Genomic DNA, 13,379 nt, shown 5'->3' with positions numbered 1-13,379 from the left:
CCCCACAGATGACAAGGGAGGTCAGGTGTCGGCGGGGCGACGCAGCAGCGCCTCGATGGCCGCGCCGTCCGTGCCGAGCTGGGCGGAGTTGGGGCGTGTCGGCCAGGGCCGCAGGCCGGTCACGATCGGCGGGGCGGACCGCAGCAGGGTGACGCCGGTGCCAAAGGGCAGGGTGCGGATGCGGTCGGGCGGGAGGATCGGCACCCTTCTGATGGAGCGTTGGTTCGATCTGGTGCCGTGGTCGCCGAGGGTCACCGAATCGGTGTACTCGTCCCGTTCGCCGATCAGCGAGGAGAGGTCTTGGAGGTCGCGGGAGTTGGAGGCGCCGCCGAGGATGATCTTGACGATGGAGGCATCCCAGATCGCGCCGGCGGCGTTGTCGCCCCACTTCTCCCGCGCTTGTGCGAGGGACTGCAAGACGGGGAGGCAGGTGATGCCGGTGCCGCCGCCCTCGGCCATCAGCGTCGGCAGCGACGGCAACGGGCTGAGGTTGCCGATCTCGTCCAGGGCGAGCAGCAGGGGCGGGTCGAGCCGGGCACCCGGTGAGCGGGCGGCGAGGCGGCGGGCGGCTTCCACGAGGTCTTCCACGAACGCGGCCACGAGGGACGCGGACGCCCCGGCACCCGCACCCGTCGCCAAGAGAAACAGGGTCCCGCGCTGTTGGAGGAAGGCTTCGGGGTCGAAGTCCTCGCCCTCGCGAGCAGTCACCGCGTCGAGGACGCGCGGGTCGGCCAATGCTGAGAGGGCGAGGGAGACGCCTTGCCAGATGGAGTCGCGCGTCTTGGGGTCGGAGTCGATCATCGCGCCGAGGGAGTCGGCCCATCCGGTGGCTGCGCCGGGGTGGTTCGTGAGGACGGCGACGGCTTCGGCCGCGATGGAGGGGTCCAGGGTCCACCGGAACAGCTCGGCCGGCGGCCGGCCGTCCAGAGCGGCGGCGTGCAGCAGGGCTTGGAGAGCGGTGCGGGTCTTGCCTTCCCAGAACCCGCCCGACTCGACACCGCCGTAAGACAGGCCGGTGGAGGCGGCGAGGCCGGTGGCGCGGATCATCGCCGTCAACGGGTCCTCACACCCCCGCACCGGGGACCACCGCAGGCCGGCGGGGACGCCTTCGGCGAGGTGCTGGGGGTCGAACACTCCCACCGGCCGCCCGTCCCGCGCTCGGGCTTTCAGGGTGGCGGTGAGGTTGTCCGGCCGCGTTGACGTGGTCACGACCGCTCCCGGCGCATCCAAGATGGCATTGATGACCACGTGCAGGCCCTTGCCTGACCGGGGTGGGCCGAGCAGCAGGATCGAGTCCTCCACCGATGCCCACACCTGTTTGCCGTGGCTGGTGCCGAGCAGGTACCCGACATCGCCTGGTGAGGGTTGCTCCACGGAGGGGCGCAGTGTGCCGGCGCGGCGCAGCAGTGCCTTGCCGGAGGCGGTTTGACTGACTTCGTGGCCGGTGGCGGTGCCGGCCAGGCGGCGGGGGTCGGTCTCGGTCTTGCGGGTGTGACGGCGCAGCCACACCCACACCCACCCGCCACCGACGCACAGGCCCGCGAGCAGGAGGCCGGTGACGATCCAGTAGACGACCGGGTTCAACCCTGCGGCGTCGAGCGCGGCGGCGGGGTCGGCGGGGTTGAACAGCACCCCGAGCCCCGACGCCGGTCCCGCGGCGGGCTGGTTGGTGCCGGTGAGGAACGCGGCCACGCTGCCTGATGCGCGCAGGATGAGCGCGACGCCGAACATGCCGACCAGCCCGATCAGGGCGGCGTTGGTCAGCTCGTCCCCGAACGACCCGGCCTGCCGGCCCTGCGGGCTGCTCACGGCACCCGCCTGACCACGATCGTGCCGGAGATACGCCCGTAGAGCACCGCCTCGCCCGCGTCGTCGCCCTCAGGCAGCGCGGCGTCGAGCTGTTGCTGGTCGAGCAGGGCTCGGGCGGCCCCGGTGCCGGTGGCGTCGGTGTGGGCGACGATCACGGCGACGGCGATGTCCTCACCGGGCACGAACCCGTCCCCGGTGACCTCAATCAGCACCGGAGGCTCGTGCTGCGTGGTGTGCTTGGCGCGGCGTGAACGCTGCGTCCCCGGCCCGGCCGGTTCGTCGTCGGGTGGTGGTGGGGTGGGTTTGCGGGCGCGGATGAGGTCGGTGAACACGGTCCCGTCGACCTCGCGGACCTCGATCCGCACCGCTACGGTGCGATCGTGGGTTACCGCGTCCAGCAGCGGCCCGAAGGTGCCCCGTGTCCACTCCGAACCCGCGGAAGGTGACGGGAACGGCGTGCCGTCGACGGTGACGTTCAGGGCGCCGTTCTCAGTGACAGTGATGACGACGTGTGGCAGCGCCACCGGTGTCTCGTCGGGCTGCTGGGACGGGGTGTGGTGCAGCGGGTTGCGGCCCTTCATGACTGACCGCCCAGGTAGCGGGCATCGGTCCGGAACAGTTCCAGCTCGACGGGATGGAGCTGGTGCTGCGAGATGAAGCTTCTGGACTTGATCTTCCACAGCCCCTGTCCGACGCCGAGGGTGGGGAGGAGCTTCTGCTCGGTCCCGGTCAGCCCGAGCGCGGCGGCGGTCGGGCCGAGCTGGTCGGACTCCTGCCGGTAGACGATCCGGGTCTCGGCGTTCGCCAACAAGGAGTTGGCGAGGGACCGCATCGCGGAACCTTGGTCGCCGACGTTGTCGAGGTCGGTGAGCTTGTGGAAGATCAGCATGTTCGCGATCCCGTAATGGCGCGCCAGCCGCCAGTGCGCGTCCATCCGCCGCAGCAGCGCGGGGTGGGACATGAGCCGCCAGGCCTCGTCGTAGATCACCCACCGTTGCCCGCCGGCCGGGTCCAGGAGCGCGGACTCCATCCATGCGCTGGAGCACGTCATCAGCACCGAGATGAGGGTGGAGTTCTCCGTCACCCGCGACAGGTCGAGGCTGATCATCGGCAGCGACGGATCGAACGCCACAGTGGAGGGGCCGTCGAAGAGCCCGCCGAGGTCCCCGGCAACCAGGCGACGCAGGGCATGCCCGACGAGCCGGCCATCCTCCCCGAGGCGCCCATCGTTGTCTTGGGATGGGGACAGGATGCGGTCCACGACCATCGGCAGGATCGGCACCGTGTTCTCCCGCACCGTCGCGGTCAAGGCGAGGTCGATGGCGGTGTGCTCCAGCGGCGTCAGCCCGCGCGCCAGCACGGTTTCGGCGAGGGCGCCGATCAGATCGCGACGCCGGGAGGCGACCGTGGAGGCCCACTGCTCATCCGACAGGCCGGAGGGCCGGTGGCCTTCATCGAGCGGGTTCAGTCTCGTGTGCAGCCCGTGACCGAGGACGATCGCCCTGCCGCCGACCGCTTCGGCGACCGCGGTGTGCTCGCCCTTGGGGTCGCCAGGCACGTAGACGCGGCGGCCGAACGGCAGGGACCGGGTGTAGAGGCTCTTGGCGAGGGATGACTTGCCGGAGCCGACGATCCCGGCCAGGACGATGTTGGGCGCGGTGATGATGCCGCGGGCATACAACACCCAGGGGTCGTACACGAATGACCCGCCGGAGTAGAGGTCTTGCCCGACGAACACGCCATCGGAGCCGAGGCCGCCTTCGGCGACGAACGGATACGCCCCCGCCAACGTCGCGGACGTGTCCTGATGGCGGGGCAGCCGGAACCGGCCCGGCGACCTCAGCGCAGCGGGTCCGGGTTCGCCGACGGCAGGCAGGTAGGTCGTCGCCCGGCGCTCGGCCTTCTCAGCTTCGGCCTTCGCCCGCGCCGCCTGCTTCTCGGCCCGACGTTGCTCGGCCTGGAGGCGGGCGGCGGCCTGGCGGCGTTGCTTGCGCAGCCGGCGTCGCTCGGCGGCAGGAGCGACCAAGACCGAGGTGTGCAGCCGCTCGGGCTCACTCGCGCTCACAGCGAGAGTCCTCGGGACTGCTTCACCGCAGCCACACCGGGATGCTCGAACCACGACGGATCGGGCGCCCTCCGCGACGGCACGGACGCCGCCTGTCTCGCTTCCGGCTCGGGGGCGCCGATCCCGGCGATTGCCTCCCGCGCCGGCACCACACCAGAGTCTTCGAGGACGTCGGCGGGCGGGGTGTGGTGTTCGCGGAGAAGGCTGACGTGGCCGGCGAACGGGTTGTAGGTGAGGGTGTAGCCGTCCTCGCCAGTGATCACCCGGTCCAGCGGCCCGGTCGGGGGCTTGTCGTAGACGTAGCCGTTCTCCAGTGCGGCCTGGGTGGTCTCGTCCCCGTAGTCATAGCCAGCGAGGTGTTCGAGCGCCGCGGCGGTGCCGTCCCGGTCGATCACGTCGAGTACCTGGTCGGCTTCCTCGCCTTGGAGGAACACCACGCTGATCCACTGCCGGCCCGTCCCGGACGCTTCGCTTGCCGGGGCCGGCTCGGCGGGCTCGGTCAGCTCGGTGAGCGCGTCGGCGTTGGTGCGGGCTGCCTCGGCCACCCATTCCGGGAACAACCCTGTGTGCTCGGGCGTGCTGTCGGGATGGTCGAGGGCGTACTGGCGGGCCTCGCCGGCGGCGCCAAGGAACGTGGCGAGGTCGCGGATCGCATGGTCGGGGTCGACGGGCTGGCCGGCGCCGGTGAACAGGTCCCGACCCTCCAGCTCCCGCCCCGTAGTGGTGTCGATGATCCGGTAGGCATAGCGCTGATGCTCACCCGCCGGCGTATCGGGCCACACCGTCAACGTGAGTGTCCCGGCCTGCACGGTCGTGGTCGCGGGGTCGCCATCGAGGCGCGCGGCCAGTCGTTCACGGGCAGCGTCTCGATCCACGACTGGCTCGGGGTGCCACGCGATTCGCCCGGAGTGGGAGAACGCGGTGTTGAGGTGGTCGTGGGCCTGGTCGAGCAGGGTCCCGGCTCGGTGCAGCTCGTCGGCGGCAGCGAGCGCGGAGCGGTCCCCGGCGAGGTGGTCGCCGTCATCGTGCTGTGCCCGGTCCCGGTGGGCGAGGTGAGTATTGGCGAGCTGGTCTAGCACCTGCCGCAGCGATCGCATGGTCGCGGTGAGGTCACCGAACACGGTGTAGGTGTCGGCCGGGTCATCGAACACACGGGAGGCGTGGGCGAGACCCCGCATCGCTTCGGACGCCTCGGCGGCATCGGTGAGCGGGTCGCGGAACGTCGGCATGATGGGGTCTCCCAGACTGATTGAGGGCGTGTGCTCTCAGGTGCGCGGGGTGTCCCTTATCGACGGAAGCCACTGATAGCGGACAGGAGGTGTCCGTGGTGGCGTCTACGGTCGATGACATGACGAGCATTCAGCAGACGCGGACTGTCGCGCAGAAGATGGGCGTCAAGCCCGGCCTGCGTGCGTATCTGCGCGACGCGCCGGCGACGGCTGTCACGGCGATGGGCCTTCCTGACCTCGACGTTCCTGAGACGTTGACGGGCGAGTTGGACTACCTGCATCTGTTCGTCGTTACCCAGGACCGGCTGCGTGAGCAGTTCGGCGAGCTGCGTGACCGACTCCGTCCGGGCGGGATGCTGTGGGTTTCGTGGCCCAAGGGCGGCAAGCTCGGCACCGACCTGACCATCAAGTCGGTGATCGCGATCGGTTACGAACTGAACATGGTCGAGAGCACCTGCCTGCGTATCGACGAGGTCTGGTCGGGACTGAAGTTCACCCACCCCAAGCCCGGCAAGACCTACGCCAACAGCTACGGCACCCTCCCAGACCAGCGGACCTGACTGCGGGCGTGCTCATACGCGGCGGCAGAGTGGAAGGGCGGCGGCGGTGAACGCGGCGGCCTGCTGCCCGACCAGGAGGCGGGTCTCGCAGGAGGCTTGGATCGCGGCCTGCTCGATCGCCGCCACCCCGGCGTCCAGCTCCTCGACGGTGGGTGCGGAGACGGCGATGAGGCCGGTGTAGCGGAGGATGCCGTGGCCGGCGGTGAGGTCGGCTTCCTGTTGGAGCACGTCGTGGTACTCCGCGGTCTGCGCCGCGTCCTCGATCTGCCCGATCTTCGCCCGTTGAGCCTGGTCGGAGATGTGCTCGACCTTCTTCTTCCGGATGTCGCGGGCCGCGGCATCGGAGCGCAGCGGCGTGCACAGCAACGAGAAGCTCCGCTGAATCCCGGTCGAGAGCAGCACCGGGGACAGGAAGCCGGGATAGACCAGCGAGCGGGGCCACTCCGAGACCCACAGCACCGCGTGGTGCGCCGAGTCGGTGCGCAGCCGCGACCAGGACTCGTTGACCGCGACCGGCCCGGCGGTGGCGAGGGACTGGCCGAGCTGTCCGTGGCGTTCGAGGGTGGCGGCGATCGCCGGGTCATAGGCCGAGCGGAGGATCACTGCGATCTGTCCTGGGGTGAGCCATCCCGAGGGTGCCAGGTCGGCCGAGCGCAGCGCCGCGACGAGGGTGTTCATCTCTTGGCGCAGGACCGCGGCCGCGCCGCGCAGGCCGCCGCCGGCGGTCCTGATCTGCCGCGCGGCCGTGTTCATGTCCAACGCCAGCGACAGCGTCGTCGCGTGCCTCTCGCCTGCGGGACCTGCGCGGTCGATCAGCTCGGCGTACGTCTGTGCGGCCCAGGTGTCGTCGGCGGTGCCGTGCGCTTCCCACCATTCCGCGAGGCCGGTACCGGAGTCCGGCAGGGTGCGTTCCAGGACTTGCAGGGTGGCGATGCGGCCGGAGCGGCACACGGTCGCCAGGACACGGCCCCAGGAGGTGACGCGCCGTTCCTGCTCGCCCGGATCGAGGAGCACGAACGCCGGATGCGTGACCTCGCAGACCACCGTCAGCGTGGCGGCGGTGGGGTCGTGGATCATCCCCGCGTTCGTTTCGGGGTCGGTGTACTCGCGGAGTCGCGCCATGTCGCCGGGCAACGCGAGTGTTCCCACTGGTCGGGGCTTGACGACGTGGCGGCGGTAGAGGAGTTGGCCGCCGGTGGTGCGCCAGAGCCACCAGCACGCGACCGGCAGCCATTCCACCGCCGGCCGTCCGGCGACCGGTATCCAGGTCAGGGCGGCGGCGATGACCCAGATGGGGGCGGTGTAGGCGAGCAGGATGCCACCCCCGGCGTAGAGGGCACCGACGACCGAGAGGACGCCGGTGGCGAGGGTGATGAGCTGCGCCAACGACAGTCCCAACAACACGCCGCGGCGGGTGAGGCGGGAGAACTTCACCGGCACCAGCTCACCCGACGACCCAGCGGGCTCGGTCTGCTTCGCGGACATGGCGGCTCACTCCTTCCCGGTCGGCTTCGGCGCCGGCGGCGGGGGCTGCTTCGGCGGACGTGCCTCCGGCTGGGACGGCCCCGCCGTGGGTCCCGCGCCGGGCGTCTTGGGTGCCGGGGTCGACGGCGGGGGCGCCTGCGCGGGCGGCGGGGTGGTGCCCGTCTGGCCCGCGGAGTCGGCGGTGGAGTCGGCTTGGTTGCCGATGGCCTCGCCCGCCTTGGGTCCGGCGGTGGCGGCGTCCTTGGCGACCTTCGCCGCCACGACAGCGGCTGCGGCCGGACCAGCCGCCGCACCCGCGCCAGCCCCACCGCCCGCACCTGCTCCTGCGGAGCTGCTGGCGGCCGCCTTGCTGCCCGCGCCAGCGGTGCCGCTGGAAGAGGCTGGTGTGGGGTTCTTCGGCTCCGGCGGCTTCTTCCCACCGCCACCACCGCCACCGTCGTTGTCGTCGAGGACCTTCTTCGGCTCACCGCCGCCGTTGCCGCCGGGCTTGGAGGGGACCGGGACGGGACTGTTGAGGGCGTTCTTTGCGTCCTGTTCGGAGCCGATGGCGTGGTACATGTCGAACCCGACGAACGCGATGAACTTGTAGGTCAGATACGGGGCGAACGCGGCCATCGCCATCAGCACGATCCCGGCGATCGGATCGGCCACCGAGGCCAGGTCGCCGTCGATGGGTGCGCTGACTTGGGTGATGGCGACGAGGAACATCACGACCAGGACGAGCTTGGAGCAGATCAGTGCGATGACGAACATCGCCCACTTGCTGATCCATCCCCGACTGGCATCCCACGACGCCCCGGAGAAGGCGAGGGGTGCGAACACGATGGCCACCAGCAGCAGCGCCTTCCTGACCAGCAGGGAGAGCCAGACGATGGCGGCGGCGGCGATCGCGAGGCCGGCGAGGAAGATGGTGATGATCGCGCCCACGCCGGGGGCGGCGATGTTGATGCCGACCAGGCCGGCGGCGAGCAGGGCGATCTTGTCGCCCATGCTCTCGGTGGTCTCCCCGGCGGCCTGGATGATCCCGATGCAGAGCTGGTCGACGATCTCCAGCAGCAATGCGGTCAGGGTGATGACGACGAAGCTGCCGAGCACGCTCTTGGCGAGCCCGAGTGCGGCACGGGACAAGGCGGTGGGGTCGCGTCGGATGAGGCCGGTGATGAGCTGGAGGCAGAAGAAGATCAGCATCACGAACACCGCGATGCCGAACAGGATGTTGTAGACGCTCACGTACTCCGGGCTGGTGACGTCCACGAGCGTGGTGGTGTCGAACACCGCCCAGACGGCCTCGAACAGCCACCCGGCGGCGGCGCCCATCGCACCGGCGAGCCAGTCGAACGGCGCCGACACCAGACTGGCAGCGGCCTCACCGGCGGTGTCGCAGACGGTCGAGACGAGGGGGATATCGCACACACCCACCGCAGATCACTCCTTCACGCCAGGGTCGAGTAGGGCGGTCAGACCTGCTGGCCGACGTTCCAGAAGAAGTTGATGAGCGTGACCGACGCCCCGCAGATCACCGCGGCGCCGCAGGAGACGAGGACGCCGATCTTGCCCCTGCCCGCGAGGTGGGGGTTGGAGGAGTTGGCGCCGAAGCCCCACACGATCGCGCTGATGATGAGTGCCAGGACGGAGAGGATCAGGCCGACGGTCATGACGGCGCCGACGATGGTGCGCAGCTGCGCGATGCCGGGCAGGCCGTCGCTGTTGGGGTCGATGTTGATGTCCATCGGCACCACGAGCGGTGCGGCGAGGACGGTGGTGGCGAGGTCGAACACGATGGGCTCCTGACAGGAACAGCCCGCCAGAGACGGCGGGGAACACGGACGGGGTTCACGCATCAGGTGCGCCCCACCTCCACGTGTCCGAGTCCGACCACCGAGAGGCGCAACAGACGGATGCCGCCCCACCCCGGCAGGGCGAGACGGCATCCGTGGCGCGACGATGGATGACGGCGGCGGCGTGCGGGGTGTCAGAGCTGGTCGCCGAGGGCGATGAGCCAGTTCATCCACGCGACCCCGCCGCCGGCCAGTACCGCGGCGCCCAGGGCGACGAGGACACCGGTGCGGCCCTTGCTCGCGATGGCGTGGTTGCCGTTTGCGGCGGCGATCGCCCACACGATCGCGGACACGATCAGCATGAGCACCGCGACGATCAGCACGAACGTCAACAGCGCACCGATCACCGCACGGAGGTCACCGATGCCGCCGAGCCCGTCGAAGTCCGGGAACACGTCCATGACCGCTCAGCTCCCGGCTCGTACGGAGACATGGACGTGGTCGGCGTGCGATCCGGTGATGCTGTCGGGGTCGTGCATGCCGCCGCCGTCGTAGGGACGCCAGCCCTCGGCGTCGCGGGCGAGAGACCAGATTTTTCCGTCCCAGATCAGGTACTCCACGCCCAGGGCTTCGGCATGGGTCTTCATCCAGTTCGTCACGTCCCAGCCGAGCTCGCGCTGCGCCGGGGTCGGGCGCTGGCCGATGGCGTTGCCGAACGTGCCGTCACAGGCGCGGCCGAGGGGGTGTTCGGAGACGGAGCCGGGGCGGGGTGAGTAGCAGGCCCAGCTCGTGTCGGGGAACGCGACGATCGTCTGCTGATACAGGTGCAGCATCCGCGCGGTGATCTGCCCATCCGACGTGGGGTCGTCGACCATGCGGTTCGGGTCGCCCTCGAACGGCTCCGGCGACCCACCGGGAGCGCTGCCATTCTCAGGGTCGCAGTCCTCGCCGGGGGTGCCGGGGCCGGTCTCAGGTTCGGGCAGGTCGGCCGCGTCATGGGAGTTGAGCCAGGCGGCGGGGTCGGTGTGCTCACCGTTCGTGCCGCCGATGCGGACCTCGAAATGCAAGTGCGGACCCGTGGAGTTGCCGGAACTGCCGATGTCGCCGATGTGCTGCCCGGCGACCACCTGGTCTCCGGGCGCGACGTGGATGCCGTGCTCCCACATGTGCGCATACGCGGTCGCGACCGTCTGACCGCCGATGGTGTGCTCGATGACGATGAGCCCGCCGTAGCCGCCGGAGAACTCCGCCACCGTGACGGCGCCATCGGCTGCCGCGAGCAGCGGGGTGCCGTCCGGGGCGGCGAAGTCGGTCCCGGTGTGGAAGGAGTCCTCGCCGGTGATCGGGTGCACCCGCGGCCCGTACTCGGAGGTGAGGACCCAGGTGCCCTCCGGGACCGGGAACACCACCCGCGAGGACTCCGGCCGGGCAGCCTGTACGACCGGAACCGCGTCGCCACCCGCGGCCGTCGTGGTGGTGAGGGTGGACAGGATGGCCTCCGCGACCGGCTCGTAGTTGCGGTACCGGTCGGGGTAGGCGGAGACTTCGACGGCTTGGGCGGCCTCGCCCTTGTCCATGTCCTCCCAGCCGGGAATGTCCAACAGGCCCCGCGGCGAGGGGTGGTTCGGACCGGTGGGTCCGCCGAAGAACGCCTCCGCCTGATAGACGGGGTCCATCAGCTCGGCGACGGTTCCCCACCCGGACTGTGGCCGCATCTGGAACAGGCCCAACGAGTCGTGGTCTCCGCCGTCGCCGTCGTTGGGGTAGTTCGCGCTCTCGGGGTAGGCGCTGGTGTTGGAGAGCATCCGCAGGGTGGATTCGGTGAGTGCGGCCATCAACGCGATGACCAGCCCGTCGCGACTCACGCCGTCGATCCCGGAGCCGGTCTCGATGATCGTCGCGGCGTGGGTGAGCTGGGTCCGGTTCAGGGTGAAGGTCTCACCGTTCGCGGTGGTGACCTCCAGCTCGTCGGGGACGTCGCCAACGGTGAGGTTCGTCCCGCCGGGGACGACGCAGGCGCCGGTGGCGGTGAGGGCGGGGTTCATCACCACGCCGATCCCGACCAGGATCAGGGAGGGGGCGAGGAAGAGCACCGCGAGGGTGGCGATGGCGAGCTTCTTCAACACGACCGATCAACCCCCTGGCTACTGGAGGGGGTTGTCGAGCTGGGACAGCCGCAGCAGGTGGCAGGTGTCGTAGGTCGGTGCGCAGACGATGAACACCGTGAACGCCACCGCATGCTCCGAGGCGACTTGCTCGTCGTTCCAGACCCCGGTGCGGTGGCGGGTGCCCTCGATCGTGTACGCGATGGTGCCGGGCGCGAGCTGGCCCGGCTGGGCCTGCTCGACCGCCTCACCCCACGCCTCCGGCACATAGGCGTCCTCGATGGTCAGGTGCTGGGCGGTGGTGTACTGACGAAGCTCCAGCCAGGCTTCCCGCGACGGGAGGTATGCGGCGACGTCGGAGGCGAGCCCGGCCTGCTCCGCACCCGAGGGGTCGCCCACGGCGAGGATCACCGAGCTGTAGTCCAGCGGCATCAACCCGCTGCCGGTGTCCCAGGCGAACAACGCCTCGGCGACGTTGCCGGCGAAGGTCTCCGGGTCATCGGACGCCTCGACCTCCGGCAGCGCAGGCAGAGTCGGTGTTCCGGTCGGGCCGGGTTCGCCAGGTGAGGTGACCACCGGCCCCGGCCGCGTCCCGCTGTCCCCGCCGGGTGTATCGGGCTTCGGTCGCCCGGCCAGCAGGCCGTAGACCCCGATCCCGGCGAGCACCACGATCGCCACGAGCGCGGCGATGAGTGCGATGAGTCGGTGACGGGAACGAGGATCAGACGAGGCGAATGGGGTCTTCATACCCGGCAGGTGCGCCCACCCTGACCAGACGGAGGAACCCGAGGACGGCGATGGCGCACGGCCCGGTCAGAGGGCGCGCAGATGCCCCCGCGCCGCGGGGGCATCGTCGGCTGCCCGGCGGTCGCGGGCGGCGCGCAGCTCCTCGGCGAACCGGCTGGTGCCTTCGGCGGTGTCCAGGAAGCCCGCGATCTGCTCGTCGGTGAGTTCGGCGGCGAGCTGGTCGGGGTCGTAGTGGGTCCACCACTCGGTCAGCTCGCCCCAGGTGTGGATGAACGCCCGCACCGGATACCGCACCGGCTCCCCATCGACACCGGTCAGCGGCACCGGGCGCGGCACCGGCTGCTTGCCCTTCTGCTTCTTGGCGGCAGTGGCGCGGGCGACGGCCTCGTCGGCCATCTGATGTAGATCGGCCTCCCGCGCGCCCTGCGCAGCGATCGCCGCGTCGCGAACCGCCAGGTAGATGGGATGCACCGGGGCTCCGGCCTCGATCCGCTCCAGCCCCGCCTGTGCCTCAGCGCGCAGGCTCTCGGGTTGGGCGGGGTCGGCGGCGAGATGTTCGAGGTAGCCGATCTTCTCTAGGGTCGTGTGCGAGGCGCCGCCGGGGACCATCGCCGCCGCCTGTTCACGCGAGTCCCCCAAAGCGGTTGACGGTCCCGCAAAATTTGCGGGACCGTCACTCCCCGGCTGGTAGTCGCTGCTGAACTGCGTGGAGACCTTGCGGCGGGCGGCGTCTTCGGCCATGACCTGCTTCAGCTCCCGGTACAGGGCGGCGGCCTCGCGCTGGGTGAGCGGTTTGTGGAGCATGTTGTCGTCCTGTTCGGCCAGGAGCTGTCCGAGTCGGTCGGAGAGTCCGGAACGGACCCACACGTTGACCTTCTTCTCCCCAAGCCGCTTGATCGCCGCGAGCCGACGCGCTCCGCAGACGAGCACGCCGTCCGGGGTGACGGTGATGGGTTGCAGCAGTCCGTCGCGTTCGATGGAGGCGGCGAGTTCGTCGATGTCGCCCAGCTCGGTGCGGTGCCGCCGGCCGACCCGGATGGACTCGACCGTCCACTCCAGCTCGATGTGTCCCGGATCGAAACTCACTGCGCCTCACCCCCGGCGGGACGGCGCCGTGGGGCGGCCAGGGAGAGGGAGAGCACGAGGTCGTCGTCGCGCAGCAGCACCGGCAGCGTCTCGCCGATCAGCAGCCGCAACAGCACCCCCTTGCCGGCACTGGTGGCGGCGTAGGCGGGGTGGGGGTTGCCGAGCAGTGCCCGTAGCAGCACGGTCCACGAGGCGCGGGGCAGGTCGAGTAGGGCGCGGGCGTGCCGGTCTCGCCGCAACGCCTCGTAAGCGCTCTGCCGGGTACCGGCCCGCATCAGCGCCCCACAGACATGCTCCACCGACGCCCGCGCGGTCTCCGGTGCCCAGCCCAGCAGGCACAGCAACCCGATCGCGTCCTCGCTCGCCGACGCAGCGGACATGCACGCCTGATCCGAACCGCCGGAACCACTATCGCCCGCATCGGCGCTGGTGTCGGTCTGAATCGGCCCAGGTTCTCTGCCGCTACTTTGTGGGTGCGGGCTCTCGGGTGAGGGCCTCTTTGTGCAGCGTCTCGA

Annotated in this window: 12 protein-coding genes and 1 pseudogene; 1 reads left to right on the top strand and 12 read right to left on the bottom strand. The window is 70.4% G+C overall.

Features of this window, described 5'->3' with window-relative positions; translation table 11 throughout:
- Positions 1 to 21 precede the first annotated feature (21 nt).
- The 4 genes from L3K22_RS10150 to L3K22_RS10135 are packed head-to-tail and all read right to left on the bottom strand — an operon-like array spanning position 22 to position 5,103.
- Positions 22 to 1,809, bottom strand: a complete 1,788-nt coding sequence (locus tag L3K22_RS10150) for a type IV secretory system conjugative DNA transfer family protein (protein ID WP_135446888.1) — start codon at positions 1,807 to 1,809, stop codon at positions 22 to 24.
- Positions 1,806 to 2,390: a hypothetical protein gene (locus L3K22_RS10145; protein ID WP_135446890.1), complete on the bottom strand. Its 585-nt coding sequence runs from the start codon at positions 2,388 to 2,390 to the stop codon at positions 1,806 to 1,808. The genes L3K22_RS10150 and L3K22_RS10145 overlap by 4 nt, the downstream gene beginning before the upstream one ends.
- A complete protein-coding gene (locus L3K22_RS10140) occupies positions 2,387 to 3,874 on the bottom strand; it encodes a putative type IV secretion/conjugal transfer ATPase (protein WP_135446892.1) in 1,488 nt (495 codons plus the stop codon). Before L3K22_RS10140 ends, L3K22_RS10145 begins: the two co-directional genes overlap by 4 nt.
- Complete coding sequence (locus L3K22_RS10135) at positions 3,871 to 5,103, bottom strand: hypothetical protein (protein ID WP_240689143.1); 1,233 nt, start codon at positions 5,101 to 5,103, stop codon at positions 3,871 to 3,873. Before L3K22_RS10135 ends, L3K22_RS10140 begins: the two co-directional genes overlap by 4 nt.
- Positions 5,104 to 5,222: 119 nt before the next feature.
- Here L3K22_RS10135 and L3K22_RS10130 point away from each other — a divergent pair, with 119 nt between their 5' ends.
- Positions 5,223 to 5,663 carry a hypothetical protein gene (locus L3K22_RS10130; RefSeq protein WP_135446894.1) on the top strand — a complete coding sequence of 147 codons (441 nt, stop codon included), beginning with the start codon at positions 5,223 to 5,225 and terminating at the stop codon, positions 5,661 to 5,663.
- A gap of 12 nt (positions 5,664 to 5,675) precedes the next feature.
- On the opposite strand, the gene L3K22_RS10125 is transcribed toward L3K22_RS10130, so the two are convergent.
- The 8 genes and pseudogenes from L3K22_RS10125 to L3K22_RS10090 form a co-directional block, all read right to left on the bottom strand.
- A complete protein-coding gene (locus L3K22_RS10125; protein WP_182495687.1) occupies positions 5,676 to 7,148 on the bottom strand; it encodes an SCO6880 family protein in 1,473 nt (490 codons plus the stop codon).
- A 6-nt stretch (positions 7,149 to 7,154) separates the two neighbouring features.
- A complete protein-coding gene (locus L3K22_RS10120) occupies positions 7,155 to 8,567 on the bottom strand; it encodes a conjugal transfer protein TrbL (protein WP_135446898.1) in 1,413 nt (470 codons plus the stop codon).
- 38 nt (positions 8,568 to 8,605) lie between these two features.
- Positions 8,606 to 8,926, bottom strand: coding sequence for a DUF6112 family protein (locus L3K22_RS10115; RefSeq protein WP_135446900.1), 321 nt, complete (start codon positions 8,924 to 8,926; stop codon positions 8,606 to 8,608).
- Positions 8,927 to 9,120: 194 nt separating this feature from the next.
- Positions 9,121 to 9,387: a DUF6112 family protein gene (locus L3K22_RS10110; RefSeq protein ID WP_135446902.1), complete on the bottom strand. Its 267-nt coding sequence runs from the start codon at positions 9,385 to 9,387 to the stop codon at positions 9,121 to 9,123.
- A gap of 6 nt (positions 9,388 to 9,393) precedes the next feature.
- Positions 9,394 to 11,052, bottom strand: a complete 1,659-nt coding sequence (locus L3K22_RS10105) for a M23 family metallopeptidase (protein ID WP_135446904.1) — start codon at positions 11,050 to 11,052, stop codon at positions 9,394 to 9,396.
- An 18-nt stretch (positions 11,053 to 11,070) separates the two neighbouring features.
- On the bottom strand, positions 11,071 to 11,778 hold the full coding sequence (locus tag L3K22_RS10100) for a hypothetical protein (protein WP_135446906.1): 708 nt from the start codon (positions 11,776 to 11,778) through the stop codon (positions 11,071 to 11,073).
- 66 nt (positions 11,779 to 11,844) lie between these two features.
- A complete protein-coding gene (locus L3K22_RS10095) occupies positions 11,845 to 12,864 on the bottom strand; it encodes a ParB N-terminal domain-containing protein (RefSeq protein ID WP_135446908.1) in 1,020 nt (339 codons plus the stop codon).
- A pseudogene (locus tag L3K22_RS10090) lies at positions 12,861 to 13,271 on the bottom strand (hypothetical protein); the annotation flags it as partial. The pseudogene L3K22_RS10090 and the gene L3K22_RS10095, both read right to left, overlap by 4 nt.
- Between the last annotated feature and the right edge of the window lie 108 nt (positions 13,272 to 13,379).

Origin of the sequence: Brachybacterium atlanticum, from assembly GCF_025669985.1 — a bacterium.
GTDB classification, from domain to species: domain Bacteria; phylum Actinomycetota; class Actinomycetes; order Actinomycetales; family Dermabacteraceae; genus Brachybacterium; species Brachybacterium conglomeratum.
Note: the sequence above shows the minus strand (reverse complement) of the source record. Positions and strands in the feature narration are given on the sequence as shown.